The sequence below is a fragment of the Mesorhizobium captivum genome, assembly GCF_033977165.1.
Classification (GTDB): domain Bacteria; phylum Pseudomonadota; class Alphaproteobacteria; order Rhizobiales; family Rhizobiaceae; genus Mesorhizobium; species Mesorhizobium captivum.
In genome coordinates this window covers 13,320-40,223 of record NZ_JAVIJB010000028.1, presented here as the reverse complement: position 1 = coordinate 40,223, position 26,904 = coordinate 13,320, and the positions used below count along the sequence as shown (strand labels likewise).

Here is a 26,904-nt window from a genome sequence, read left to right as displayed (position 1 = left end):
CTGCCTGATAATTCTCCTCTGACGAGACAGATGGCGCTTTCCGGGCAACTGTTTCTGGTTTGTTCACAATTCGCTGGCATCGCCGTACGCCGAGGTTAGACTTGGCGCATGGGGGAAGCGATTCGCATCATCGGCATCGATCCGGGCCTGAGGCGCACCGGCTGGGGCATCATCGAGAGCCTCGGCAACTCGCTGCGCTTCGTCGCCTCCGGCACCGTGCGCTCCGACGACAAGGCGTCGCTGGCGACGCGACTCTGCCAGTTGCATGACGGGCTGGCCGAGGTGCTGCATCAGGCCATGCCGCACGAGGCGGCGGTCGAGCAGACTTTCGTCAACAAGGATGCGACGGCGACGCTGAAGCTCGGCCAGGCGCGCGGCATCGCCATGCTGGTGCCGGCGCTCGCCGGACTGGTGGTCGCCGAATATGCCCCCAACGCGGTCAAGAAGGCGGTAATCGGCGTCGGCCACGGCGAGAAGAAGCAGATCCACATGATGGTGAAGGTGCTGATGCCGAAGGCGGTTTTCGAAACCGACGATGCCGCCGATGCGCTGGCCATCGCCATCTGCCACGCGCATCACCGCCAGAGCGTCGCCTACCGGCTAGCCGTTGCCGGATAGGTGTGTTCTTGACTTGTTCTCATCGGTGCGATAAGTAATACCTACGAGGTATTACCATGCGAGTGACAACCAAGGGACAGGTCACGATCCCCAAGCAGATAAGGGATCACCTGGGCATAGGTCCGGGCTCCGAGGTGGAATTCGTGGCGACGGACGAGGGCGCCCGGCTCGTCGCCGTCAACGAAAACCTATCCGAGGAGGAAGCCTCCCGCAAATTCAGAGAAGTTCTCGACAAAATGGAGGGGACGCTGGATCTGGGTGGCATGACGACCGACGAGTATATGGAGTGGTTGAGGGGCCCGCGTGAAAATCTCGACGTTGGTTGACACGAATGTGCTGATCGACGTCTGGGGTCCGGGCGGACCCGCGACGGAATGGTCTGCCAAGGCAATCGCCTCCTGCCGGCGCGAAGGCGCGTTGGTGGTCAACACGATTGTCTGGTCCGAGCTTGCCCCGCTGATCGCAACAGAAGCGCAGCTTAAAAGAGCAACGGACATGCTCGAGATCGACCGCGAGCTTATGCCTTGGGAGGCGGCGTTTGTGGCCGGCGTCGCGCATTCTCGTTACCGTCGCGCCGGCGGTGTTCGGGAAAGGACGTTGCCCGACTTTTTCATTGGCGCTCATGCGACCGTTGCCGGGCACCGGCTTTTGACGCGCGATCCCGCTCGTTACCGCAGCTATTTTCCCAACCTCGAAATCATCTCTCCGGAAACGCACCCATGAAAGCCAGGACATGATCGGCAAGCTGAAAGGCACGCTGGACGAGATCGACGAAGACTCCTGCCTGGTCGACGTGCACGGCGTCGGCTACGTCGCCCATTGTTCAGCCCGCACGCTGGCGTCGCTGCCGTCCCCCGGCGAGGCGGTGGTGCTGTTCATCGAGACCTATGTGCGCGAGGACATGATCCGACTCTATGGCTTCCAGTCGGCGCTCGAGCGCGAGTGGTTCCGCCTTTTGATGAGCAACGTGCAGGGCGTCGGCGCCAAGGTGGCGCTGGCGGTGCTGTCGACGCTGGCGCCAGCCGATCTCGCCAATGCGATCGCGCTGCGCGACATCGCCATGGTTTCGCGCGCGCCCGGCGTCGGCAAGAAGGTGGCCGAGCGGATCGTCACGGAGTTGCGCACCAAGGCGCCGGCCTATGCGGGCGCCGCCACCGGCACGATCGGTTTGAAGCAGGAACTCGGCGAAGGTGTTGCGGCGGCACCCATCACCGATGCCGTCTCGGCGCTGGTCAATCTCGGCTATTCGCGCGACATCGCCGCCAACGCGGTGTCGGCGGCGCTGAAGTCGGCCGGCGAGGGCGCCGACGCCTCGAAGCTGATCCGCTTCGGCCTGAAGGAGCTGGCGCGGTGAGGGAGCGCTTGTCCCGCCATCAGCCATATGCAAGGAAGGCGGCATGAGCCTTTCGCCCCGCCTCATTGCCCCCGACAAGCGCGGCGAGGATGCCGACCAGAGCTTGCGTCCGCAATCGCTCGACGAATTCGTCGGCCAGGCAGCGGTCAGGGCCAACCTCAAGGTCTTTGTCGACGCCGCCAAGAGCCGCGGCGAGGCGCTCGATCATGTGCTGTTCGTCGGCCCGCCGGGGCTTGGCAAGACGACGCTGGCGCAGATCATGGCGCGCGAGCTCGGCGTCAATTTCCGCTCGACGTCCGGTCCCGTCATCGCCAAGGCTGGCGATCTGGCCGCACTTCTCACCAACCTCGAGGAGCGCGACGTGCTCTTCATCGACGAGATTCATCGCCTCAATCCGGCGGTGGAGGAAATCCTCTATCCGGCGATGGAAGATTTCCAACTCGACCTGATCATCGGCGAGGGGCCGGCGGCACGCTCGGTCAAGATCGATCTCGCCCGCTTCACGCTGGTTGCCGCGACGACCCGGCTCGGGCTTTTGACCAATCCGTTGCGTGATCGTTTCGGCATTCCGGTCAGGCTCAATTTCTACACGGTCGAGGAACTGGAGCAGATCGTGCGCCGCGGCGCACGCATCCTCTCGATGCCGCTCGGCGACGACGGCGCGCTGGAGATCGCGCGCCGCGCCCGCGGCACGCCGCGCATCGCCGGCCGGCTGTTGCGCCGGGTGCGCGACTTCGCCTCCGTCGCCGGGAACGGCCATGTCGACAAGCGCATCGCCGATGAGGCGCTGACCAGGCTGGAAGTCGACGGGCTGGGCCTCGACGCGCTCGACCGCCGTTACCTTTCGATGATCGCCCGCAATTTCGGCGGCGGGCCGGTCGGCATCGAGACGATCGCCGCAGGGCTCTCCGAGCCGCGCGACGCGATCGAGGACATCATCGAGCCCTATCTCATCCAGCAGGGCTTCATCCAGCGCACGCCGCGCGGCCGCGTGCTGACCGCCAATGCCTGGCGGCATCTCGGCCTCGAAGCGCCGAAAGATCTCGCCCAGCAGCAGATCAGCCTGTTCCAGGAAGAGTAACGGATATTTGTCCGCCTGTTGGGCAGAAAACGGCTTGTCTGCGCGGAATCTGCTCGCCTTGGCCTAGCTGAAGGCACAATTGCCGGCTTTAAGGCGAGGCTCGCTTAATGGATCCCAAGGGCTTGGGCTGACCGATGATCACCAGACGTGGCTTCCTGCGCCTCATCGGCAGCTCGGTCCTGTCGATGGTGTCGCTCAGTGCCTATGCGGTCGGCATCGAGCCGATGCTGCTCACCCATGTGAAACGCTATGCCTTGACCCCGCCGCACTGGCCCTCGGGACTCAAGCTGCGCGTCGTGGCGCTGGCCGACATCCATGCCTGCCGGCCCTGGATGACGCCGGAGCGGATCGCCTCGCTCGTCGAAACGACGAATGCCTTACAGCCGGACCTGATCGTGCTGCTTGGCGACTATGTCGACGGAATGCGCCTGGTGACGGCCGACGTGTCCGCACCGGATTGGGCGTCCGCCCTTTCAGGGCTGAAAGCGCCGCTTGGCGTGCTGTCGATCCTCGGCAATCACGACTGGTGGCACGATTATGCCGCCCAGGTGGCCGGAGCCGGGCCGACGGTCGCGCGCAAGGCGTTGGAGAGCGTCGGCATCCCGGTGCTGGAAAACGACGTCGTGCGGCTGGAGAAAGACGGGCATGGCTTCTGGATCGCCGGACTTGCGGACCAGCTGGCGATCCGGCCGAGCAAGGCCCTGGGCCGCCACGGCTTCAAGGGTTTGGACGATCTCGACGGCACGCTGGCCAAGGTGCGGGGTAGCGACCCGATCGTCCTGCTCGCGCATGAGCCCGACATCTTCCCGAAAGTGCCCAGGCGGGTTTCGCTGACGCTGTCCGGCCACACCCATGGCGGGCAGGTGCGGCTGTTCGGCTATTCGCCGGTCGTGCCGTCCGACTTCGGCAACCGCTACGCCTATGGCCATGTCGTCGAGAACGACCGCAACCTGATCGTTTCCGGCGGGCTCGGCTTCAGCATCATGCCGGTGCGTTTCGGTGTGCGGCCGGAAATCCTGCAAATCGACTTGGGTTGAGCCACCTCAGCGAAGCGACCTGATCGCGTCCATCACGTCGGGCTCGGCCTTGTCGTCGTCGAAGGCATCGACAATGCCGAAAGCGCCGCCATAGCCCCACACCGACCAGGAAAAACCATGCGCTTCGGCGCGCGCGATCATGTCCTTGACATAGGCGGCGCGGTATTCGGCGGGCATGACATAGGCATTGCCGTATTCCTGGCGGATCATGCCGAACTCGCCGAGCGTGATGTTTTCCGGCTTGATGCCGTTGGCTTTCGCCCAGTCCTCGACGGTCTTGAAAGGCGCATCCATCTGGCCGATGAGCTTGTCGGGCGTGTCCATGCCAGCGACCTGCTCGTCGAGATAGGCAAGCATGCCGCTCCGGCGCGTCCATGGCGCCTCGGCCCTGATCCGGTCGCGGATCGTCTCCAGCGCCACATCGAGCCGGGCGCGCGGCACGGCGGTCAGCGGATAGGGCAGGCCGGTGACATAGCGGATGAAGTCGCCGGCCCAGGTCGCGCCCTGATGCGTCAGAAGGAACGGATCGTAGGAATGGAAAGCCCAGATGATGTTATCGTCGGGGATCGCCTTCGGGTCGATCTTCGCCAGCGAGGCCGCGTTGGAATAGCAGCCGCCGGTGAGGATAAGCGTCAACCTGGTGGCGGAAGACCGCGCTGCCGCAAACAATTTCTTCTGGCGATCCGGCCATAGGTTCGTGCCGTTGTCGTCGCAATCGACGATCGGCTCGTTCATCAGCTCGAAGGCAACCTGGCCTGGGTCTTCCCCCGACAGCGTATGCGCCATCTTGCGCACGACCTCGACATAAGCGTCGAAGGTGGCGGGACCGTCCATCACCTCGCTCATGCCGATCTTGCGGTTGCCGCCGGCTGGGATCAGATGCAGGTCGACGATCACTTTCAGCCCGGCGCGGTTGATCAGGCGCGCCGAGTCCCGCACGCTGGCATAGAGGTCGTCGCGCAGTGCAAGGGTCTCGTCGGACAGGAAGGGCGAGGGATCGACCGGCATGCGCAGGAAATCGAAGCCGGCATCCTTCAGCGCCTTGAGGTCATCCACTTTCAGGAATTTGCGCCATTCCGGATAGGGCAGGATGGCGTTCGGGTCGTTCCATTTCTCCTCGCCGGTCCAGGTCGTCCACTGGTCGAGATTGAGGCCACGCTTCATCGAGAACGTCGCCGCCTCGGCGGGCAGCACGAGAGCGCCAAGCGCCAGCAGCGCCGCCGTCAAGGTCTTGATCATCGCGCCCAACAGTGCCATCCCGTTCCCGCGCCACACCAATGTGTGTCGCCCAAAAGTGTGCAGCGGTTTTGGGACAACGACACGCACAGAAAAAACGTAAAGCCCCAGCGGGCTTTAGGTGCCTGTTCGGGCCCAAAAAGGAAAGCGCGATGGACGATCATGGTGAATCGGCGGCACTCGGCGCCGGGCTTTCCGGGGCGCTGACCGAGTTCGGTCACCGCCTGATGGCTCGCGTCTATTATGCCGACACCGATTTTTCCGGCGTCGTCTACCATGCGCGCTATCTCGAATTCCTCGAGCGCGGGCGCTCCGATTATCTCAGGCTCGCCGGCGTTCATCACACCGAGCTTTTGGACGGCAAGCATGGCGAGCGCATCGTCTGGGTGGTCAGACGCATGGAGATCGACTTCCGTTCGCCAGCCCGCATGGACGACATCCTCACCATCGACACGCGCACCGAGGACATTTCCGGTGCCCGCATCTTCATGGCGCAGCAATTGAAACGCGGCGGCGAAGTGCTGGTCGAGGCAAAGGTCGAGGCGGCGATCGTCGGCGAGAACGGCCGGCCGAGGCGTTTTCCGAAGGAGTGGGTCGCGGCTTTCATACCGATGGGTCGCAGTTGATCCCAACGGTGGCATCGCCATACTTCTGAAGCCGTTAACCGGCCGCTCCAAGCGTAGCGCCGGGCTACCGGGCGCGGCAATGCGCCGCGCTTTATATCCTAACCCATCCTTAACCATAACGGTTCATGAAGGAATTGGTGAAGATCGGCGCAATTCGTGCGCCTTCCTTTCACCAATATTTGCCCTGAAAAGGCCGCGAAACGGTGCATTCGGGGCTTGTCCCGCAAGCTTTAAGCTTCGCACGATCGGACCAAAGGGATGCCCATGGGCCAGCCGCCAGCGATGCCCGAAAAATTCTTAAGGACTTGAGTCATGGAAAACATTGCACTCGCCGACCCGGGCGCGCATTTGTCGATATGGGCCCTGTTCATGCAGGCCGGATGGGTGGTCAAGCTGGTCATGATCGGCCTGCTCTGCGCCTCGATTTGGACCTGGGCGATCATCATCGACAAGCTCGTCGCCTATAGCCGCATGCGGCTGGCGCTCAACCGCTTCGAGCAGGTGTTCTGGTCGGGGCAGTCGCTCGAAGACCTCTATCGCACGCTGTCAGACCGCAAGACCACCGGCATGGGCGCGATCTTCGTTGCAGCCATGCGCGAATGGAAAAAGAGTTTTGAAAAGGGCGCAAAATCGGCGCTGGCGCTGCAGACGCGCATCGACAAGGCGATGGACCTGGCGCTGACCCGCGAGATGGAAAGGCTGGAAGGACGCCTCGGCTTCCTCGCCACCACGGGCTCGGCCGCGCCCTTCATCGGCCTGTTCGGCACCGTCATCGGCATCATGACATCCTTCCAGGCGATTGCCGCCTCGAAGAACACCAGCCTGTCGGTCGTGGCGCCCGGCATCGCCGAGGCGCTGCTGGCGACGGCCATCGGCCTGCTCGCGGCCATTCCCGCGGTCATCGCCTACAACAAGCTGTCGTCGGATGCGAACAAGATCGCGGTGCGCATGGAAGGGTTCGCGGACGAGTTCTCCGCCATACTCTCGCGCCAAATCGATGAAAAAGTGGCGCAGAAGGCCTGAGGTACGATCATGGGGATGTCTGCTGCTAGCGCAGGTGGCATAGGGCGAGGCGGACGCGGCCACAGAAGGCGCGGCCGCCATCATGGCCTGATGTCGGAGATCAACGTCACGCCGATGGTCGACGTGATGCTGGTGCTGTTGATCATCTTCATGGTCGCGGCGCCGCTCTTGACCGTCGGCGTGCCGATCGACCTGCCGGACACGCAGGCCAAGGCAATGAATGTCGACACCCAGCCGATCACCGTGTCGATCAACGCGACCGGCCAGATCTATCTGCAGGAAACCGAGATTCCGATCGAGGAGCTGGTGGCGAAGCTGCAGGCGATCTCGAAGACCGGCTACGACGAGCGCATCTTCATCCGCGGCGACAAGTCGACGGACTACGGCACCGCGATGAAGGTCATGGCCCGCATTTCGGCGGCCGGCTACAAGAACATCGGCCTGGTCTCGCTGCAGGAACAGGATCAGTAGGACGCGAAATGCGGACCGGCCTCACCTCTTCGGTGATCTTGCATGCGGTGGCGCTGGCCTTCGGGCTGTTCACGCTGTCCTCGCCGCCGGCGATGCCGGCTTCCGACGTGGAGTCGGTGGCGGTCGATATCGTGCCGATGGAGGCGATCGCGCAGACGCTGCAAGGCGACAAGAAAGCGGTCATGCATGACAAGCCTGCGCCGCTGCCGACCAAGCGACCGGATGTCGTTCCCGACGCCCAAAAGGTTGGCGAGAATACCGTCGACACCGAGAAACCGGTGACGGACGAGGCCAAGCCGAAGCCGGTCGAGAAGACCTCCGCGCCGCCGCCGGCGCCGACGCCGACCGAAAAGCCGGCCGTCGAGGACGTGCCGAAGCCGCAGGAAAAGCCGAAGCCGGTGCCCGCGACCGAAGTGGCGCCGACGCCGGCGCCGAAGGAAGAAGTCAAGCCCGAGCCGGTCAAGCAGACGGATCCCAAGCCGACGCCGGCCAAGGAGCCGACGCCGGCGCCGCCAAAGGACACGACCGCCGCCATCCAGAAGGAAGAGGTGAAACCCGACGCCGTCGCCGAGGCGATCGCCAAGGAGCAGCCGACCGAAGAAGCCAAGCTTCCGGACTCTGCTCCGGCGCCGGAGGCTCGACCGAAGCCGCAGCCGGCTCCCGCAGAGAGCGCCAAGGCGCCGGAACGCAAGGACGCGGAAAAGCCGGTCAAGGAGGCCTCCTCGAAGCCGAAGTCGGATGACAAGCAGTTCAACGCCGACGAAATTTCGGCCCTGCTCGACAAGCAGAAGCCGTCCGGCGGCGGCGCCAAGCGCTCGACCCAGCAGTCGTCGCTCGGTGGCGAGAAAGACCAGGGCCAGAAGCTCTCCAAGTCGGAGCAGGGAGCCCTCGAAGCTCAGCTCGGCGGTTGCTGGACCTTGCCTGTCGGATTGGAAGGCTCGGAGAACTTCGTCGTCGTGGTCCGGTTCAATCTCGACACCAACGGCAAGCTCGACGGCCGCCCCTCGGTCGAGCAGTCGAGCGGCAACCGGCAGTTCGACGAAAGCGCCGTGCGCGCCGTTCAGAAATGCGACGTGGCCGGCCTGCAGGTTCCCGCCGGCAAGCAGGACATCTGGAACGACATCCGCGTCACCTTCGATCCAAGGGAGATGCTTGGCCTCTAGGCCCGGCGTCTGAACCATCAAAGAAAAGAAGCGAGAAAATATGAGATCCTTCCTCAAGCCGCTCTTGACGATTGCAGCCATGGCGCTGGGCATGACGGCCGGCGCCAGCTTGCCGGCTTGGGCCCTCGTCGAACTCAACGTCAACAAGGGCAATGTCGAGCCGCTGCCGATCGCCATCACGGATTTCCAGTCCAACGATGCGCTCGGCGCACAGATCACGGAGATCGTCACCGCCGACCTGAAGCGGTCCGGCCTGTTCGCGCCGATCGACAAGAGCGCCTTCATCGAGAAGATCTCGGGCCCGGACGCCACGCCGCGCTTCGACGACTGGAAGGTGATCAATGCGCAGGCGCTGGTCACCGGCAGCGTCGGCAAGGAGGCCGATGGCCGCATCCGCGCCCAGTACCGGCTGTGGGACACTTTTGCCGGCCAGCAGATGGCCGGCGAGCAGTTCTTTGCCAACGATGCCAACACCAGGCGGGTGGCCCATATCATCGCCGATGCGATCTATGAGCGACTGACCGGCGAAAAGGGCTATTTCGACACGCGCGTCGTCTTCGTCGACGAATCCGGCGCCAAGAACGCGCGCAAAAAGCGCCTCGCCATCATGGATCAGGACGGCGCCAATGTGCGCTATCTCTCCGACGGCCGCTCCATCGTTCTGACGCCGCGCTTCTCGCCGAACCGGCAGGAAATCACCTACATGTCTTACGAGAGCGGGCAGCCGAAGGTCTACCTGCTGCAGATCGAAACCGGGCAGCGCGAGCTGGTCGGCAACTTCCCCGGCATGACGTTCGCGCCGCGCTTCTCGCCCGACGGCCAGAAGGTGATCATGAGCCTGCTGCGCGACGACGGCAACTCCAACATCTTCGCCATGGACTTGAGAAGCCGCACGACCACGCGGCTCACCAATTCGGTCGCCATCGACACCTCGCCATCCTATTCGCCGGACGGCTCGCAGATCGTCTTCACGTCCGACCGCGGCGGCGGCAGCGGCCGTTCGCAGATCTATGTCATGGGCGCCGACGGCTCCAACCCGCACCGCATTTCGTTTGGCGACGGCGTCTATTCCACGCCGGTATGGTCGCCGCGCGGCGACCTCATCGCTTTCACCAAGCAGTCCGGCGGCGAGTTCCAGATCGGCGTCATGAAGATCGATGGTTCGGGCGAGCGCATCCTGTCCTCCGGTTTCCAGCAAGAGGGGCCGACCTGGGCGCCGAACGGCCGCGTGCTGATGTTCTTCCGCGACTCGGCCGGCGGGCCGAAGCTGGTTTCGGTCGATCTCACCGGCCGCAACGAACAGCAGATCCCGACGTCGAATTTTGCGTCGGACCCGGCCTGGTCGCCGTTGCTGGAGTGAGGGGAACTGAGGAATCTGAGGGAGAGATTGAATTGAATCTTTTCCTCAATTCTTCAATTTCCTCAGTTCTTCAATTCCCCTTTTTTCACAGGCTCGTCCCGTTTTGGCCGCATTTCCGCCTACCGTGCGCGCGCATCGTGGGCCTGGCAAAAATGGCCGAGGACGGCGGCTCGAAACGAAAAATTAACTGTGTTTCTTGAATGCCGGTTAACCCAAACGTGGTTACTGGGTGATCAACGAAATCACTCGAATGCTAAGGAGAGGGCGGCATGGGCCGTATCGCAGCACTTACCAGAAATCCGGCAATGATCGCGTTGGTGGCGGCGCTGGCCATCACCGGTTGCGCTTCGAAGAAGACCCCGAACAGCGCGGCCGATCTCGGCCTGAACGGTGCCGGCGCCGCCACGCCCGGTTCGGCTCAGGATTTCACCGTCAACATCGGCGACCGCATCTTCTTCGACACCGATTCCTCGTCGATCCGCGCCGACGCGCAGACGACGCTCGGGCGCCAGGCGCAGTGGCTCAACCAGTACAGGCAGTATGCCATCGTCATCGAAGGCCATGCCGACGAGCGCGGTACGCGCGAATACAATCTGGCGCTGGGTGCTCGCCGCGCCGCCGCCACCCGCGACTTCCTGGTTTCCAAGGGCGTCGGGGCCAACCGCCTGAAGACGATTTCCTACGGCAAGGAACGCCCGGTCGCCGTCTGCGACGACATCTCGTGCTGGTCGCAGAACCGCCGCGCCGTCACCACGCTCTCCGGCGCCGGCTCCTGAGTCTCCGCGCCGAAAATCGATATCGATTTTTGCTTCGCTGACCTTCGGTTCGGAAAGGATCATAAGCGCCACAGCGTCTGACGACGCGCGGCGCTGTGGGCGGCAAAAATACAACATCGCGAAACGAAAGGCGGCCCCAGGGCCGCCTTTTTCGTATGCGACAGGTTGAAACAAAATTTGGCCGAAGTCTCGCGTCCTGTTATGAGCGCGAGGGCGCTTCCTCCCATTCCGATTTGGAAAGGCGCATCAGGCCAACAGATTTCACGGCGAGAGATAGAATGCATTTCAGAACGGTCCTGAGCGGCACGCTTGCGCTGCTGCTTGTGTCAAGCATATCGAGCGTTGCCGCCCCGGCGGACAGCGGGCAATCATCGGACAGCGGGTTCACCTTCCATCTGCCGACGCTCGGCATCTTCGGCGACAAGAAGAAGACTGGGCAGGCTCAGATGGCGCAGCAGGACAGCACCGGCATGACCGGTCTGGAAGATCAGCTGCGCCAGATGAACGGCAAGATCGAGGAGCTCAATTTCCAGATCCTGCAGATGCAGGAGCAGATGCGCAAGCAGCAGGAAGACAACGAGTTCCGCTTCCAGCAGCTCGAAGGCGGCTCGCAAGGGGCGAAGCCAACCGGCCAGAAGAAGTCCGAGGCCGCGCCGCAGGATGGCAACACCAGCAATGGCAACACGAATCTGGGCGATGCGGGTACCGGCGACAACGGCGCCGACACCGGCGTCGCCGAAGCTCCGGCGACGCCGGCTCCGGCCGATGCGGGTGCGCAGAGCGGCGGCGGCAAGAGCGTCGGCGAGGTTATCGTCGAGTCGCAGACCGGCGATCCCGGCAAGGTGATCACCGGTGCGCCGCCGAAGACCTTCGGCACCATCACGGTCGACAAGAACGGCAATGTCGTCAACGCCGATCCGCAGGCGGGTGCGCAGGCGCAAGCTCCCGCAGCCACGGCAAACGCGCCTTCGGCCGAGACAAGCACCAAGAGCGGCAAGGGCAAGTCCGGCGGCACGGTCATGGCTTCGTTGCCCTCGACCAACAATCCGGACGAACTCTACCGCAACTCCTACCAGTTCATCCTGTCGGGCGATTATCCCACCGCCGAGCAGGGTTTTCGCGACCACATTTCCCGCTTCCCCAAGGACGCCAAGGCGCCGGATGCGCATTATTGGCTGGGCGAGTCCCTGCTCGGCCAGCAGAAATACCGCGACGCGGCGGAGGTCTTCCTAGCCGCCAGCAAGGATTATCCGAAGGCCAAGAAGGCGCCCGACATGCTGCTGAAGCTCGGCGTGTCGCTGGTCGGCCTCAAGCAGAACGACGTGGCCTGCGCCACCTTCAACGAGATCGGCAAGCGCTATCCGGATGTTTCCGGTACGCTCAGGGAGCGCATCAAGCAGGAAAAGGCGCTGGCGTCGTGCTAGCCTGAATGCCGTTGTTCCAAACCCGGAACCACTTTTGGGCGACATGCGCCGATGCTCGACACCGAGCCTGACATTTCGGATCGCTTTTTCTCAGACTTCGACTTTTCCAACGGCGCCGTTGCAGCCGTGTCCGGCGGCAGCGACTCGACCGCCCTTCTCTTTCTCCTCAAGCATCATCTCGACCGAACCCTGCCCGCGGCAAAACTGCTCGCGGTGACGATCGATCATGACCTCAGACCAGGTTCGGCAGCGGAAGCGCAGGCCGTGGCGAGCGTCTGCGCCGAGCACGGGATCGCGCACCGCACGCTGGTCTGGTCCGGGCGCAAGCCGACGACCGGTCTGGCAGCCGCCGCGCGCGAGGCGCGCTACCGGCTGCTGGCCGAGGCGGCCGAAGCGGAAGGCATCCGCGTGGTGGTGACCGGCCACACCGCCGACGACCAGGCAGAGACGGTTCTTATGCGGCGAGTCCGCGCCGAAGGGACCCGCGATGAAAGGGCCAGCGAAGAAGAGTCGAGCGAGGGGGTTCGCGGCCTCGCCGGCATGGCGCCCGCCACGCTCTACGACTGGCGCACATGGATCGCCCGGCCGCTGCTCGACACGCGCCGGGCGGCACTGCGCGAGATGCTGAAGCGCTGCGGCATCGGCTGGATCGAGGATCCGACCAATGTCGACCAGCGTTTCGAGCGGCCGCGCATGCGCGTCTCGCTTGCCGGTGACGACGGCGAGACGCGCTTCGCGCAGGCAATCGCAAAGGCCGGACAGGCGGCCGCCGAACGCGAGGACCTCGGCCGCCGCGCGGCCGCGCTGATCGGCGCCTTTGCCGGCAGCCCGGCTCCGGGGCTCATCCGCCTCGATCGCGCTTTCGCTCATGGTGAAGACAGCGAAGCGGCCGTCTATGCGCTGCGCATCCTGCTCGCCACGGTCGGCGGCGTCTCGTTCCTTGTCGATCAGGCGCGCTGCCGGGCGCTGTTCGAGCGTCTTCGGTCCGGAACGCTTTGCGCCACATTGTCGCGGACCGTGGTCGATGCGCGCCGGAGCGGCATCTTCCTTCACCGCGAGGCGCGCAATCTCCCCGCCGCCGTTCCGGCGGAGGATCAGGCCCTTTGGGACGGCCGGCGCCGGATCACATTGAGCGACAGGTCGGGCGGGTTGGTGATCGCGCCCGCGGGGGCCGTCGCTGCCAAACGATCCGTCCGGGAGGGCGACGTTCCGGCAAGCCTGCTACGCAGGGCGCTCGCCGCCGAACCGGCATTGTGGCGCGGCGCTGAACGTCTTGATTTTGCTGGCGGCGGTGATGCGCCGCAGCCGATGGCCAGCGTGCCGGTGGTCTCGCCTTTCGCCCGCTTCCTGCCGTCCTTCGATTTGCTGGTCGCCGCGGCAGTCGCCGCGCTGATCGGCGCGCCGCCGCTGCCGCCATTGCCTTTCCGCGGCCATGATCGCGGCGGAGCATGGGCGAAAGCTTAACCGAGGCGTGCTGTTATGCTTGGCAAGGGGGGGCGCTCTCCCTATGTTAGGCCCAAGCCTCCATCATCATCGTGGGTCCGCATGCGGACGCCAACAGGACAATAGATGAATCCGAATTATCGCAACCTCGCGCTCTGGGCGATCATAGCGGTCCTGCTCATCGCCCTGTTCAATCTTTTCCAGACGCCGCAGACGCGCGGCGCCTCCAGCGAGATTGCCTATTCGCAGTTCCTGCAGGATGTCTCGGCCGGCCGGGTCAAGAGTGTGACCATCGCCGGCGCCCGCATCTCAGGCAACTACACGGACAATGCCAACGGTTTCCAGACCTATTCGCCCGGCGATCCGTCGCTGGTTTCGCGGTTGCAGGACAAGAACGTCACCATCAACGCGCGGCCTGAAACCGACGGCTCCAACTCGCTGTTCGGCTACCTGATCTCGTGGCTGCCGATGATCCTGATCCTCGGCGTGTGGATATTCTTCATGCGCCAGATGCAGTCCGGCTCCGGCCGCGCCATGGGCTTCGGCAAGTCGAAGGCGAAGTTGCTCACCGAGGCGCACGGCCGCGTCACCTTCCAGGACGTCGCCGGCGTGGACGAGGCCAAGGAGGATCTCGAGGAGATTGTCGAATTCCTGCGCGATCCGCAGAAGTTCCAGCGGCTCGGCGGCAAGATCCCGCGCGGCGTGCTGCTTGTCGGCCCGCCCGGCACCGGCAAGACCCTGCTCGCCCGCTCCGTAGCCGGCGAAGCCAACGTGCCGTTCTTCACCATCTCCGGCTCGGACTTCGTCGAGATGTTCGTCGGCGTCGGCGCATCGCGTGTGCGCGACATGTTCGACCAGGCCAAGAAGAACGCGCCCTGCATCATCTTCATCGACGAAATCGATGCGGTCGGCCGTCACCGCGGCGCCGGCCTCGGCGGCGGCAATGACGAGCGCGAGCAGACGCTGAACCAGCTGCTGGTCGAGATGGACGGCTTCGAGTCCAACGAGAGCATCATCCTGATCGCCGCCACCAACCGGCCCGACGTGCTCGATCCGGCGCTGCTGAGGCCCGGCCGCTTCGACCGCCAGGTCGTGGTGCCGAACCCCGACATCGTCGGTCGCGAGAAGATTCTCAAGGTGCATGTGCGCAACGTGCCGCTGGCGCCCAATGTCGATCTCAAGGTGATCGCGCGCGGCACGCCGGGCTTCTCCGGCGCCGACCTGATGAACCTCGTCAACGAATCCGCGCTGATGGCGGCGCGCCGCAACAAGCGGCTCGTCACCATGGCCGAGTTCGAGGATGCCAAGGACAAGATCATGATGGGCGCCGAGCGCCGCTCGTCGGCGATGACGCAGGCCGAGAAGGAGCTGACCGCCTATCACGAGGCCGGCCACGCCATCCTGGCGCTCAACGTGCCGACGGCCGACCCGCTGCACAAGGCGACCATCATTCCACGTGGCCGCGCGCTCGGCATGGTCATGCAGCTGCCGGAAGGCGACCGCTATTCGATGAGCTACAAATACATGATCTCCAGGCTCGCGATCATGATGGGCGGCCGCGTCGCCGAGGAGTTCAAGTTCGGCAAGGAGAACATCACCTCCGGCGCCTCCTCCGACATCGAGCAGGCGACGAAGCTGGCGCGCGCCATGGTCACGCGCTGGGGCTTCTCCGACAAGCTCGGCCATGTCGCCTATGGCGACAACCAGGAAGAGGTCTTCCTTGGACATTCGGTGGCGCGCCAGCAGAACATCTCGGAAGAGACGGCGCAGATCATCGACGGCGAGGTGCGCCGGCTGATCGACGAAGCCTACTCGACCGCCAAGACCGTGCTGACCAAGAAGAAGAAGGACTGGATCGCGCTGGCCGAAGGGCTGCTCGAATACGAAACGCTGACTGGCGAGGAGATCAAGCAGCTGATCGCCGGCCACAAGCCCGCCCGCGACCTTGGCGACGACACGCCGCCCAGCCGCGGCTCGGCCGTGCCGAAGGCCGGCACCGGCGGCCGCCGCAAGAAGGGCCCCGAGCCCGAGGGCGGCATGGAGCCGCAGCCCTCAAGTTGAGGCTTCTCGCGAGAGATTGATTGAAAACGCCGCGGCTTGACCGCGGCGTTTTGCTGTTTGCCGGCTGATTACAGGCTGTGCGACGCGGGCTCGCGCGCCTGGCGCGGGCTCTGCCTGTCAGTCCGCCTGGCATGCTGCTTGCCCCATCTGGCGAGCGGGATCAGGGCGTTGTCCAGCTCGACACCGAATTCGGTGATCGAGTATTCGACCCGGGGCGGCACTTCGGGGAATATCTCGCGGTGAACGATACCGTCAGCCTCCATTTCGCGGAGTTGCTGGATCAGCATCTTTTCGCTGATGTCAGGCACCAGACGCTTCAGTTCACCGAATCGGGCCGGCGCCTTGTGAATCTGCCAGAGCAGTAACGCCTTCCATTTGCCACTGATGACCTCCAGCGCTGGCCCCAATCCGCAGCTATCTGGCTGTTTCTTTCCCATGTTTCATCCAATTCTGAGCAATCGGTGGGTAGCTTACATTTTTGTCGGTACTTGAGAAAAACCAAGCCGGTCCATAGCTTCAAGCCAGATCGCCGGCAACGGCGAACACCACCACATCACATCGGTACCTCGCTTCGACCTGCAAAGGCCGTCGGCGGCCGGATTTTGTCAAGAAGGAATGGATCATGACACGATACGCAAGCAAGAAGGCCGTGGTCATCGGCGGGACGCACGGCATGGGGCTCGCCGTTGCAGAAGCCCTGATCGAAGGCGGCGCCGAGGTCCTGGTCTCCGGCCGTAACCAGCGCAACATCGAAGCCGCGCGAGCCAGGCTGTTTTCGCGAGCTCATGTCGTGCGGTGCGATATCAGCGACATGGCCGAAATCGTCACACTCGGGGCCGAAGTGGGACAGAAGCTCGGCCAGATCGACTTCCTTCACATCAATGCCGGGGCCGCCAATCTCGAGCCGGTGGAACGGGTCACCGAAGACAGTTACGACCGCATCTTCAACATCAATGCCAAAGGCGCTTTTTTCACCGCGCAGCGCCTGCTGCCCCTCATCACGGATGGTGGCGCGATCGTCTTCACCTCGTCGATCGCCGATGAATCCGGTACAGGCGGCATGAGCGTCTATTCCGGATCGAAGGCGGCACTTCGTGCTTTCGCCAAAGTGCTGGCCGCCGAACTTCTGCCGCGCCGAATCCGCGTGAATGTCGTCAGTCCCGGCTTCATCGATACGCCGACCATGGGTGTGGCCGACGCCTCCTCCGAGGAGCGGGCGGCCTTCATGGCGATCGGCGACGCGGTCACGCCGATGAAGCGCCATGGCACGATCGAAGAGGTAGCGCGCGCGGTGCTGTTCCTCGCTTTCGATGCCACCTTCACCACAGGCGCCCGGCTGACCGTCGATGGCGGCCTTGGGCAGGATCTGAGCCCCTTGCCGGCGTGAGCCGGAACCAAATCTGAAACTGGAGATGTAGGAGATATAGATGAGCGATGTTGCAGTAATCGGCCTTGGCGCCATGGGCACGGCGCTTGCCGAAGCCTTTCTGAACAAGGGACATTCGGTGACGGTGTGGAATCGATCGCCAGCAAAGGCGCAGGTCCTGGCGGCCAAGGGCGCCGTCGTGGCCGCGAGCCTCGAGGACGCTGTCAGGTCGAGCCAACTGATCATGGTGTGCCTTCTCGTCTACGATACGGTTCACGAGGCGCTCGCCGCGGCGCAGGAGGCGCTTTCCGGCCGCACATTGGTCAACCTCACCAACGGCACGCCCGAGCAGGCGCGAGCGATGTCCGACTGGGCGGTCGGGCACGGCGCCAACTACATCGACGGAGGCATCATGGCGGTGCCGCCGATGATCGGCGGGCAGCACGCCTTGATCCTCTACAGCGGCTCCAGGCAAGCGTTCGACACTCATGCCGGGCAACTCGATGCGCTTGGCACCAGCATGTATCTTGGCGAGGACGCAGGCCTCGCGCCGCTCTACGATATCTCGCTGCTGGCCGGCATGTACGGGCTCTTCGCAGGCGTGCTGCAGGCATTGTCGTTGACGGGAGCCGTCGGAATCCGTGCCGGCGAATTCATGCCGTTGCTGATGTCATGGCTTAACGCGATGCAAGGTGCGTTGCCGAAATGGGCGGAGCGGATCGACAGTGACGACCATACCAGCGCAGTCGTGTCCAACCTCGGCATGCAGGCCGATGCCTATGTCAATCTGATCGACGCCAGCACGGCCGCGGGCATAAGCACGGAACTCGTTTTGCCGATGCAAGACCTGATGAGGCGCGGTGTGGCCGCCGGCAAGGCCAATGCCGATCTTTCAAGTCTGGTCGGGCTCTTGCAGCTTTCGAAGCAAGCCACGCGGGATTGACCAAGTTCAAACAAAAGGCCCGCGAACCCCGGAGTTCGCGAGCCTTTCGATCTTCGGATGCTACTACGGATCAGCTCTTCAGCTTGGCGTTGCAGAGGCTGTAGAAGCCGCCGCCCTTCTGGATCCACTTCAGGCCGTTCAGCGTGTTGGCGTCCTTGTTGGCGTAGTACTGCTCGAGGCAGGTGTGCATGCGGCCCTTGGCCGGGGTCTCGGTGGCAAACTTCGGCGAGATAGCGGTCGGGAAAGTCACGCCCTTCGGGGCGGCCGCAGTCGGCTTCGCCGGTTCCTTGGTGAAAGTCGCTTCCGTCGGAGCCGGCACGGTGTCGTCGTCGGCGGCGCCGGCGCCGCACTCGGCCTTGCGGAAGTCGTTCCACTTCATGCCGTTGAGCTTGTTGGCGGTCTTGGCGGCCTGATACTTGGTGCTGCATTCGGCCATGCTGAGGCCCTTACCGCCGTCGGCTGCAGCCGCCGTCGAGGACTCGGTCTTGGTCGCCTTGGCGGGCTTGGTGTCGGTCGCAGCGGCGGTGGCGCCGGCGGCGCATTCGGTCTTGCGGAAGTCGTTCCACTTCATGCCGTTCAGCGTGCCGGCGGCCTTGGCGGCCTGATACTTGGTGCTGCATTCCTTGGCGGTCAGGCCCTTGGCCGAGCTGTCGTCGGCCGCGGCGGTGGTGTCCTTGGCCTTCTTGGCCGGCTTGGTGTCAGCCGCCTTGGTATCGGTCGCCGCCTTGGTGTCGGTCGCGGCGGAGGCGTCGCTGCCGCATTGCGCCTTGCGGAATTGGTTCCAGGTCTGGCCGGCGAGCGTTCCGGCGTCCTTGGCCGCGTTATACTTGGTGCTGCACTCGGCCATGGTCAGCGCGTTGGCCGGCGCCGCCAGAAACAATGTTGCGACGGCGATGCCCGTCAACGTTGCAAGTCTATGAATAAGCATGGCGTTTTCTCCCTTGCTGCCGCCAGGTGGTGTCCCTATACCAAATCAATAGCTCTCAACTTCAGACTGCGCCAGATGCTTCCGGCGCGGATGCCCTCACAAAGTGTGTTCCTCCCGATAAGGTGATGAATTGCTTGGCGTCGGTCGCGCAAACAAGGTTTTGCCAGGCGGTTTTGGGCAGAAAAGCTCGCCCTAGCTGGTATATTGCCGCTACAGTGAGGGGTCGTGGTAGGCTGTCGAATCACTTGAACCGCCCGCGACAATGATTTTCTAAGGAATGGTAATATATAATCATGAAATGTGATGATCGGATGCGGCCCAATTGTGGCAATACGGGCGGCTGAAAAACCGACGGGGACATTGGCAAGCATGGCAGGGCAGTATTTCGGCACCGACGGCATCCGCGGACGCGCCAACAAGTTTCCGATGACGGCCGAGGTCGCCATGCGGGTCGGAATGGCCGCCGGGCTTTCGTTCCAGCGCGGCAATCATCGGCACCGCGTCGTGCTCGGCAAGGACACGCGGCTTTCCGGCTACATGATCGAGAACGCGATGGTGTCGGGCCTGTGCGCCGCCGGCATGGATGTGTTCCTGCTCGGACCGATACCGACACCGGCGGTCGCCATGCTGGTGCGCTCGCTGCGCGCCGACATCGGCGTGATGATCTCGGCCTCGCACAACCCCTACTACGACAACGGCATCAAGCTGTTCGGCCCCGATGGCTACAAGCTCTCCGACGAGATCGAGGAGCGGATCGAAGGCATGCTCGACAAGGACATCGAGCTTGCGCTTGCCGATTCAGACGGGCTGGGCCGCGCCAAGCGCGTCGATGGCGTGCATGACCGCTACATCGAATTCGCCAAGCGCACGCTGCCGCGCTCGATGTCGCTTTCGGGCTTGCGGATCGTCGTCGATTGCGCGAACGGCGCGTCCTACAAGGTGGCGCCCGAGGCGCTATGGGAGCTCGGCGCCGAAGTGGTCGCCATCAATGTCGAGCCCAACGGCTTCAACATCAACAAGGAGTGCGGCTCGACCCATCCGGCCGGGCTGCAGAAGAAGGTGCATGAGGTGCGCGCCGATATCGGCATCGCGCTCGACGGCGACGCCGACCGAGTGGTCATCGTCGACGAGAACGGCGCCATCGTCGACGGCGACCAGATCATGGCGCTGATCGCCGAATCCTGGCACCAGAACGGACGGCTTGCCGGCGGCGGCGTCGTCTCCACGGTGATGTCCAATCTCGGCCTCGAGCGTTTCCTCGGTGACATGAAGCTGCAACTGCACCGCACCAAGGTCGGCGACCGCTATGTCGTCGAGCACATGCGCGCGCACGGCCTCAATGTCGGCGGCGAGCAGTCCGGCCATATCGTGCTCTCCGATTTCTCGACCACCGGCGACGGCCTGGTTTCGGCGCTGCAAGTGCTGGCCTGTATCAAGCGGCAGAACCGGCCGGTCAGCGAACTGTCGAAGAAGTTCGAACCGGTGCCGCAGCTTTTGAAGAATGTCCGCATCTCCGGCGGCAAGCCGCTGGAGGAAGCGCCGGTCAAGGCGGCGATCGAGGATGCTCGCAACCGGTTGGGCAAGGCCGGCCGCCTCGTCATCCGGCCTTCCGGTACCGAGCCGCTGATCCGCGTCATGGCCGAAGGCGACGATCCGCAACTGGTCGAGACCGTGGTCAACGACATTGTCGGGATCATCTCGGAAACCCGCAGCGCCGCCTGACGGAGCCGCAAGCGCAATTCCAGGAAAAGTGTAACGGTTTTCCGTCCGGAATTGCGTAAAACAGGCAACCGCCCACTGCGTTCGGAAGCCCGCCCCCTGGCGGGCTTTTTCATGCGCCGTCGCGGCGGGGCAACGGCCTACCCTCTAAAATTGTATAGATTCGTGGTTAATCGGTACGGTTAAACGGCTTTTAACCTTTGCAATTCATTATCCACGCCGAGGTTCAACTTCGGGCGGTGTCGTCCCGAGGCTTCTTAGGGGTGACAGCATGTTCAATACAGCAAGAATGGCATTGTTTGCCGCGCTGTTCGCGGGGGTGGCCGGGCCGGCCCTCGCCGCCGACTTCGCGGAACCGCCGCCGGTCGAGGAGGCTCCGCCGCCGATCGTCGAACAGCAGCCGATCGATGTCGGCGGCTGGTATATCCGCGGCGACATCGACTATCACTGGTCGCGTTTCGGCGGTGGCGACTACATCACCTACGGCGCGGCGCCTCAGACCCAGGGCAGCTTCGACAGCGGCAAGCTGAAGGGCGCCTTCTCCGCCGGTGCCGGTATCGGTTATCAGGTCAATCAGTATTTCCGCACCGACCTTACCGCAGACTGGATGGGCAAGTCCAACTTCCGGGGTTCAACGGTCGGCTTCTGCGGCGGCGGCGTACCCTGCGTATCGACCGATACCTCGTCCTATTCGGCGCTGCTGCTTCTGGCCAACGCCTATGTCGACATCGGCACCTGGCATGGTGTCACGCCTTACGTCGGCGCCGGCATCGGCGGCGCCTGGGTCAAGTGGGACACGCTGCACAACAGCGATGACGACGGCGACTTCTTCCATCAGGGCGGCAAGGGCTGGCGCTTTGCCTATGCGCTTATGGCCGGTGCCTCCTACTGCCTGACCGATCGCGTCAAGCTCGATGTCGGCTACCGTTACAGCCACATCAATGGCGGCAAGATGTTCGAATATGCTTCAGATAGCAATGTCGGCCCGGGGTATGACCGCGGCATTAACGTGCATGAAGTGCGCGGCGGTCTGCGCTATCAGTTCGGCAGGTCCGATTGCGCCCCGCCGCCGGAACCCTATGTGCCCGAGCCGGAGCCGATCTATACCAAGTAGACCTTCCGCATTCGACAGTTCGACCGCCCGGCGCCAGCCCGGGCGGTTTTCGTTTTTGCGCGGCCGGTAAAATCGCATCGAAATCAATTCGGTAACCGCCTGTTATCCTTAACCGGCACTTAACCACTATGGTTAACAATGGCTCCTTGAAACGGCGCCTGCGCTCGCGGCTGGCGCCAATTTCGGGAGCCGGGGACCATGACACTCAAATCGCGTATTGCGTCAGCGCTTGCCGCAACCCTTTTGCCGCTGACGCCAGCGCTCGCGGCCGACTACGATCCGCCGATCTATGTCGACCAGGCCCCTGACTATCAGCCGGTCGAGGTAGGCTCGGGCTGGTACCTGCGCGGCGATGTCTCCTATCTGGTGGAAAAGAGCTTCAGGGACCAGGACTTCAGCTTCACGCCTGCCAGTCAAAGCGAGAGTGAGGACGCGTATTTCGCAAGCATCGGTTTCGGATATCATTTCAACGATTATCTCCGCGCCGATCTCAACCTCGGCTATCTGCCCGGCAACAAGTTCAGCTTCAGCTATGATGACACCGCGACGGTCACACCGCCGGCGACGGCAACGGTGGCATCCGGAAGCCTCAAGAACTATGCGATCTCGGGCATGCTCAACGGCTATGTCGATCTCGGCACATATGTCGGCTTCACGCCTTACGTTGGCGCGGGCGTCGGCATCGTCCGCAGCAAATACGAGCTCTCGGCGAACTATTTTACCGACAACGGCGACGACACCGACGATTTTGTCGAGCGTAGCTCCAAGGCGAAATATTCGCTCGCCTATACGTTGAACGCGGGTGTTGGCTACCAGGTCTCGAAGAATGTGCTGATCGACCTGGGCTACCAGTATTTTTCCGCCCCCGATGCGGAATACGTCACCGCCGCGAGCCTGAATTCGTTCCCGGTCCACAAAGGCATCAGCAACCACCAGGTCAAGCTCGGCTTGCGCTACGATCTCTGGTGAGCAGCACAAGCAGGAGATGCCGACGGCGGATCCCGGGAGATCCGTCGTTCTCGTTTGAGCCGAAGTGCAGATTGAAGCCAGTATCCCGCCAGCGACAAAAACTTTGCTCTTGACGCCGGAAGGCTGAAAGCATATCGCCGTCCGTGGGCCACCCCTCCCCAACGAGGGGCCACTATCTGGAAGGATAGACCACGATGACGACGCTTACCAAGCCCGGACTCCGTCCGGCAAATCCCAATTTCTCCTCAGGTCCCTGCGCAAAACGCCCCGGCTGGTCGGTCGAGGCGCTGAAAGCCGCCGCGCTCGGACGTTCCCATCGCGCCAAGATCGGCAAGGTGAAGCTCGGGCAGGCGATCGAGCTGACGCGCGAGATCCTCAAGGTTCCCGCCGACTACCGTATCGGCATCGTGCCGGCATCCGATACCGGCGCGGTCGAGATGGCGCTGTGGTCGCTGCTCGGCGAGCGCGGCGTCGACATGGTCGCCTGGGAAAGCTTTGGCGCCGGCTGGGTGACCGATGTCGTCAAGCAGCTCAAGCTCGCCGACATACGCAAGTTCGAGGCCGGTTACGGCGAACTGCCGGATCTCACCAAGATCGATTTCGACCGCGACGTGGTCTTTACCTGGAACGGCACGACCTCCGGCGTGCGCGTGCCGAACGGCGATTTCATTCCGGCCGCGCGTCGCGGCCTGACCATCTGCGACGCCACCTCGGCGGCGTTCGCGCAAAGGCTCGATTTCGAAAAACTCGACGTCGTGACCTTCTCTTGGCAGAAGGTGCTGGGCGGCGAAGGCGCGCATGGCATGCTGATCCTCAGCCCGCGCGCCGTCGAGCGGCTGGAAACCTACAAGCCGGCCTGGCCGCTGCCAAAGATCTTCCGCCTGACCTCGGGCGGCAAGCTGATCGAGGGCATCTTCAAGGGCGAGACCATCAACACGCCGTCGATGCTGTGCGTCGAGGACTATCTCGATGCGCTTGAGTGGGCGAAATCTATCGGCGGCCTGGAGGCGCTGATCGCCCGCGCCGACGCCAACGCCGCGGTGCTGGACCGGTTCGTGGACAATTCACCATGGCTCGGCCATCTGGCCGCCGATCCGGCGACACGCTCGAACACCTCGGTCTGCCTGTCCTTCACCGATCCCGATGTCGCGGCGCTCGACGCCGATGGTCAGGCGGCGTTCGCCAAGGGCATCGTCTCGGCACTCGACAAGGAGGGTGTCGCCTACGACATCGGCTCCTATCGCGATGCGCCGCCCGGCCTGCGCATCTGGTGCGGCGCCACCGTCGAGACTTCCAATCTCGAAGCGCTGCTGCCCTGGCTCGACTGGGCCTTCGCCGCGCAGAAGGCGTCGCTGAAAGCAGCGGCCTGAGATCATTTCACGGCGGCCTTCGGGCCGCCGATCCCCTAACGGATCATTTCCATTTTTGAAGGAGGCCGCCATGGCGCCCCGCGTTCTCGTTTCGGATAAACTTTCAACCACCGCCGTGCAGATCTTCAAGGATCGCGGCATCGAGGTCGACTACCTGCCCGATCTCGGCAAGGACAAGGAAAAGCTCGCCGAAGTCATCGGCCAGTATGACGGCCTCGCCATCCGCTCGGCGACCAAGGTCACCGAGAAGCTGATCAACGCCGCCACCAGGCTGAAGGTCGTCGGCCGCGCCGGCATCGGCGTCGACAATGTCGACATCCCCGCGGCAAGCCGCAGGGGCATCATCGTGATGAACACGCCCTTCGGCAATTCGATCACCACGGCAGAGCACGCGGTCGCGATGATCTTCGCGCTGGCCCGCCAGATCCCGGAGGCCAACGCCTCGACGCATGCCGGCAAATGGGAGAAGAACCGCTTCATGGGCATCGAGATTACCGGCAAGACGCTGGGCGTCGTCGGCTGCGGCAATATCGGCTCGATCGTCGCGACGCGCGGCGTCGGCCTGAAGATGCATGTGGTCGCCTTCGATCCGTTCCTGTCGGACAGCCGGGCGGAGGAGCTCGGTGTCGAGAAAGTGGAACTCGACGAGCTCTTTGCCCGTGCCGATTTCATCACCTTGCACACGCCACTGACCGACAAGACGCGCAACATCATCGACGCGGCTGCGATCGCCAAGATGAAGGACGGCGTGCGCATCATCAATTGCGCGCGCGGCGGGCTGGTCGTCGAGGCCGACCTGGTCGCGGCGCTCAAGAGCGGCAAGGTGGCCGGCGCCGGCATCGACGTGTTCGAGGTCGAGCCGGCGGAGAACAACGCGCTGTTCGGCATGGAGAATGTCGTGGCAACCCCGCATCTCGGCGCCTCGACCACCGAGGCGCAGGAGAATGTCGCCCTGCAGGTCGCCGAGCAGATGTCGGACTACCTGATCAAGGGCGCCGTCTCGAACGCCATCAACATGCCTTCGATCACCGCCGAGGAAGCGCCGCGGCTGAAACCCTTCGTCAAGCTGGCCGAGGTGCTCGGCGCCTTTGTCGGCCAGGTCACCGAGGATCCGATCAAGGAAGTCGAGATCCTGTTCGACGGCTCGACCGCGACGATGAACACACGCGCGTTGATCAGTGCAACCCTTGCCGGGCTGATCCGGCCGCAGGTCTCCGACGTCAACATGGTGTCGGCGCCGATCATGGTGAAGGAGCGCGGCATCATCGTCGCCGAGGTCAAGCGTGACAAATCGGGCGTCTTCGACGGCTACATCAAGCTTACCGTCAAGACCGAGCACAGGACGCGCTCGATCGCCGGCACCTGCTTCTCGGACCACAAGCCGCGCTTCATCCAGATCAAGGGCATCAACCTCGACGCCGAGGTCGGCCAGCATATGCTCTATACGACCAATGCCGATGCGCCTGGCATCATCGGCCTGCTCGGCACCGTCTGCGGCGAGAACGGCGTCAACATCGCCAACTTCCAGCTCGGCCGCAACCGGCCGGGCGGCGATGCGATCGCGCTGCTCTATCTCGACGCGCCATTCCCGGAGAAGGTGCTGGATCAATTGCGGGCGCACCAGTCGATCGACTCGGCCAAGCCGCTGCACTTCGATGTCGGCGGCGTCTGAAGGTCTGAAATGGCAACGCCCCGGCTGCTGCAGCAAGCGGGGCGTTTTGATAACATCAGATCCCTATCCGACGAGGTCGCTATTTCTGGCGACTGCCTGATAAATTCAGCAAAGGCGAGCGCGACACCTGCAAGGGAGCCCTTCTGCCGCTGTATTCGGCGAGCGCGATGCCTCCGAGCACGAGCGCAAGCGCTAGGCCCTGGTAGAGTTGAAACTGCTCGCCGACGATCAGCACCGAAAGCAGCGTGCCGAAGATCGGCACCAGATTGATGAACAGCCCGGCGCGGTTGGCGCCGATCAGTTCATTGGCCCTGATGTAGAAGATCTGCGAGACGACGGAGGCGCCGAGCGCGGTGTAGAACGCGACCGCCCATCCGCGCGCGTCCGGGACGATGACGCGACCCGCCGCCACTTCCCAGGCAAAGAAAGGCAACGAGGTCAAAAGCGCGGCGAACGACAGAGCCAGCATGAGGCTTTGCCAGCGGATGGCCGGCTTCAGGCGCAGCCCCACCGAATAGAGGCTGTAGCAGAGAACCGCGACCAGCATGATCGCGTCGCCGAAGTTGAGATCGAGCTTCAGCAACTGGCCGAGATCGCCGTGGCTCGCGGTGAGGGCGACACCGACGATGGTCAGCGCGACGCCGACGATCTGCAGCCGCTGCACGTGCAGCCGGAACAGCACGAAATTGGCAAGAATGATGACGATCGGTATGGCGGCCTGCTCGATCGAGACATTGATGGCCGTCGTGTAGTTCAATGCCGTGTAGAAGATGACGTTGAAGATCGTGAAGCCACAGGCGCCCAGGCCGGCAAGGAGCGGCCAATGGCGGCGCAGCTCGGGCCAGTCCTCGCGAAATGCCCGCCAGCCGACGGGCAGCATGATCAGCACCGCCAACACCCAGCGCAGGAAAACCAGCGTCATCGGCGACACATGGCCGACGGCAAGCTTGCCGGCCACGGAATTGCCGCCCCATAGCAGCATGGTGGAGAGAAGGAACAGATAGGCGGCTCGATGCATCGCTTAATCCGGCTCGGAAGCTGCGTTCGAAGATCGAAGCCGGCCTATTGCGTCGGCGAGGCCAAGTAAATGATGCGAAAGCCGGAATTTGTTGTGCCTGGGCTGTTGCAGACAGGGCGGTTTCGACGGCAA

26 protein-coding genes are annotated in these 26,904 nt (G+C 63.6%); 22 read left to right on the top strand and 4 right to left on the bottom strand.

All coding sequences use genetic code 11. From position 1 onward, the window contains the following. The first annotated feature begins 108 nt into the window (after positions 1–108). From ruvC to RFM40_RS22270, 6 genes are all read left to right on the top strand, one after another. Complete coding sequence (gene ruvC, locus RFM40_RS22295) at positions 109–618, top strand: crossover junction endodeoxyribonuclease RuvC (protein WP_320227622.1); 510 nt, start codon at positions 109–111, stop codon at positions 616–618. 56 nt (positions 619–674) lie between these two features. Beyond that, positions 675–944 (top strand): AbrB/MazE/SpoVT family DNA-binding domain-containing protein, encoded by a 270-nt coding sequence (locus RFM40_RS22290; RefSeq protein ID WP_320272472.1) that lies wholly within the window; start codon positions 675–677, stop codon positions 942–944. Next, positions 922–1,341 (top strand): type II toxin-antitoxin system VapC family toxin, encoded by a 420-nt coding sequence (locus RFM40_RS22285; RefSeq protein ID WP_320227624.1) that lies wholly within the window; start codon positions 922–924, stop codon positions 1,339–1,341. The genes RFM40_RS22290 and RFM40_RS22285 overlap by 23 nt, the downstream gene beginning before the upstream one ends. Positions 1,342–1,351: 10 nt before the next feature. Next, positions 1,352–1,972, top strand: a complete 621-nt coding sequence (gene ruvA, locus RFM40_RS22280; protein WP_320227625.1) for a Holliday junction branch migration protein RuvA — start codon at positions 1,352–1,354, stop codon at positions 1,970–1,972. 43 nt (positions 1,973–2,015) lie between these two features. Next, positions 2,016–3,053, top strand: coding sequence for a Holliday junction branch migration DNA helicase RuvB (gene ruvB / locus RFM40_RS22275; protein ID WP_292040719.1), 1,038 nt, complete (start codon positions 2,016–2,018; stop codon positions 3,051–3,053). Positions 3,054–3,187: 134 nt separating this feature from the next. Then, the gene (locus RFM40_RS22270) at positions 3,188–4,090 is read left to right on the top strand and encodes a metallophosphoesterase (RefSeq protein WP_320278242.1); all 903 of its coding nucleotides are present in this window, start codon (positions 3,188–3,190) and stop codon (positions 4,088–4,090) included. 6 nt (positions 4,091–4,096) lie between these two features. Here RFM40_RS22270 and RFM40_RS22265 read toward each other — a convergent pair whose 3' ends face one another. Beyond that, complete coding sequence (locus RFM40_RS22265) at positions 4,097–5,347, bottom strand: glycoside hydrolase family 5 protein (protein ID WP_320278241.1); 1,251 nt, start codon at positions 5,345–5,347, stop codon at positions 4,097–4,099. A gap of 131 nt (positions 5,348–5,478) precedes the next feature. On the opposite strand from RFM40_RS22265, the gene ybgC reads away from it, so the two are divergent. The 9 genes from ybgC to ftsH all read left to right on the top strand — a co-directional run bounded on the left by ybgC (position 5,479) and on the right by ftsH (position 15,673). After that, positions 5,479–5,952 (top strand): tol-pal system-associated acyl-CoA thioesterase, encoded by a 474-nt coding sequence (ybgC, locus tag RFM40_RS22260; protein WP_320278240.1) that lies wholly within the window; start codon positions 5,479–5,481, stop codon positions 5,950–5,952. Between the two features lie 312 nt (positions 5,953–6,264). Then, positions 6,265–6,975: a protein TolQ gene (gene tolQ / locus RFM40_RS22255; protein ID WP_126097447.1), complete on the top strand. Its 711-nt coding sequence runs from the start codon at positions 6,265–6,267 to the stop codon at positions 6,973–6,975. Positions 6,976–6,984: 9 nt separating this feature from the next. Then, positions 6,985–7,446 (top strand): protein TolR, encoded by a 462-nt coding sequence (gene tolR, locus RFM40_RS22250; RefSeq protein WP_127857324.1) that lies wholly within the window; start codon positions 6,985–6,987, stop codon positions 7,444–7,446. Positions 7,447–7,454: 8 nt separating this feature from the next. Then, entirely contained in the window at positions 7,455–8,609 is a 1,155-nt protein-coding gene (locus RFM40_RS22245; protein WP_320227630.1) for an energy transducer TonB family protein, read from the top strand. Positions 8,610–8,688: 79 nt separating this feature from the next. Then, complete coding sequence (gene tolB, locus RFM40_RS22240; protein ID WP_320227658.1) at positions 8,689–9,969, top strand: Tol-Pal system beta propeller repeat protein TolB; 1,281 nt, start codon at positions 8,689–8,691, stop codon at positions 9,967–9,969. A gap of 269 nt (positions 9,970–10,238) precedes the next feature. Beyond that, the gene (pal, locus tag RFM40_RS22235) at positions 10,239–10,745 is read left to right on the top strand and encodes a peptidoglycan-associated lipoprotein Pal (RefSeq protein ID WP_192245805.1); all 507 of its coding nucleotides are present in this window, start codon (positions 10,239–10,241) and stop codon (positions 10,743–10,745) included. Between the two features lie 278 nt (positions 10,746–11,023). Beyond that, positions 11,024–12,169 (top strand): tol-pal system protein YbgF, encoded by a 1,146-nt coding sequence (gene ybgF, locus RFM40_RS22230; RefSeq protein WP_320227631.1) that lies wholly within the window; start codon positions 11,024–11,026, stop codon positions 12,167–12,169. Between the two features lie 51 nt (positions 12,170–12,220). Then, positions 12,221–13,633, top strand: a complete 1,413-nt coding sequence (tilS, locus tag RFM40_RS22225; protein WP_320227632.1) for a tRNA lysidine(34) synthetase TilS — start codon at positions 12,221–12,223, stop codon at positions 13,631–13,633. Between the two features lie 105 nt (positions 13,634–13,738). After that, on the top strand, positions 13,739–15,673 hold the full coding sequence (gene ftsH / locus RFM40_RS22220; RefSeq protein ID WP_320227633.1) for an ATP-dependent zinc metalloprotease FtsH: 1,935 nt from the start codon (positions 13,739–13,741) through the stop codon (positions 15,671–15,673). Positions 15,674–15,741: 68 nt separating this feature from the next. Here the strand turns inward: ftsH and RFM40_RS22215 are convergent, their stop codons facing one another. Further along, positions 15,742–16,110 carry a winged helix-turn-helix transcriptional regulator gene (locus tag RFM40_RS22215; RefSeq protein ID WP_320227634.1) on the bottom strand — a complete coding sequence of 123 codons (369 nt, stop codon included), beginning with the start codon at positions 16,108–16,110 and terminating at the stop codon, positions 15,742–15,744. A gap of 185 nt (positions 16,111–16,295) precedes the next feature. Here RFM40_RS22215 and RFM40_RS22210 point away from each other — a divergent pair, with 185 nt between their 5' ends. Both RFM40_RS22210 and RFM40_RS22205 read left to right on the top strand, forming a co-directional pair. After that, the gene (locus tag RFM40_RS22210) at positions 16,296–17,060 is read left to right on the top strand and encodes an SDR family oxidoreductase (protein ID WP_320227635.1); all 765 of its coding nucleotides are present in this window, start codon (positions 16,296–16,298) and stop codon (positions 17,058–17,060) included. 40 nt (positions 17,061–17,100) lie between these two features. Then, positions 17,101–17,982: an NAD(P)-dependent oxidoreductase gene (locus RFM40_RS22205; protein ID WP_320227636.1), complete on the top strand. Its 882-nt coding sequence runs from the start codon at positions 17,101–17,103 to the stop codon at positions 17,980–17,982. A 70-nt stretch (positions 17,983–18,052) separates the two neighbouring features. Here RFM40_RS22205 and RFM40_RS22200 read toward each other — a convergent pair whose 3' ends face one another. Further along, the gene (locus tag RFM40_RS22200) at positions 18,053–18,910 is read right to left on the bottom strand and encodes a hypothetical protein (RefSeq protein WP_320278239.1); all 858 of its coding nucleotides are present in this window, start codon (positions 18,908–18,910) and stop codon (positions 18,053–18,055) included. Positions 18,911–19,279: 369 nt separating this feature from the next. Here RFM40_RS22200 and glmM point away from each other — a divergent pair, with 369 nt between their 5' ends. The 5 genes from glmM to serA all read left to right on the top strand — a co-directional run bounded on the left by glmM (position 19,280) and on the right by serA (position 25,754). After that, positions 19,280–20,632, top strand: coding sequence for a phosphoglucosamine mutase (glmM, locus tag RFM40_RS22195; RefSeq protein WP_126097456.1), 1,353 nt, complete (start codon positions 19,280–19,282; stop codon positions 20,630–20,632). 268 nt (positions 20,633–20,900) lie between these two features. Then, positions 20,901–21,743 carry an outer membrane protein gene (locus RFM40_RS22190; RefSeq protein ID WP_320227637.1) on the top strand — a complete coding sequence of 281 codons (843 nt, stop codon included), beginning with the start codon at positions 20,901–20,903 and terminating at the stop codon, positions 21,741–21,743. 198 nt (positions 21,744–21,941) lie between these two features. Continuing rightward, positions 21,942–22,712, top strand: coding sequence for an outer membrane protein (locus RFM40_RS22185; RefSeq protein WP_320227638.1), 771 nt, complete (start codon positions 21,942–21,944; stop codon positions 22,710–22,712). 194 nt (positions 22,713–22,906) lie between these two features. Beyond that, a complete protein-coding gene (locus tag RFM40_RS22180; protein WP_320278238.1) occupies positions 22,907–24,082 on the top strand; it encodes a phosphoserine transaminase in 1,176 nt (391 codons plus the stop codon). A gap of 70 nt (positions 24,083–24,152) precedes the next feature. Continuing rightward, positions 24,153–25,754, top strand: a complete 1,602-nt coding sequence (gene serA / locus RFM40_RS22175) for a phosphoglycerate dehydrogenase (RefSeq protein ID WP_320272486.1) — start codon at positions 24,153–24,155, stop codon at positions 25,752–25,754. A gap of 79 nt (positions 25,755–25,833) precedes the next feature. Here the strand turns inward: serA and RFM40_RS22170 are convergent, their stop codons facing one another. Continuing rightward, complete coding sequence (locus tag RFM40_RS22170; protein ID WP_320278237.1) at positions 25,834–26,772, bottom strand: DMT family transporter; 939 nt, start codon at positions 26,770–26,772, stop codon at positions 25,834–25,836. Positions 26,773–26,904: the final 132 nt, after the last annotated feature.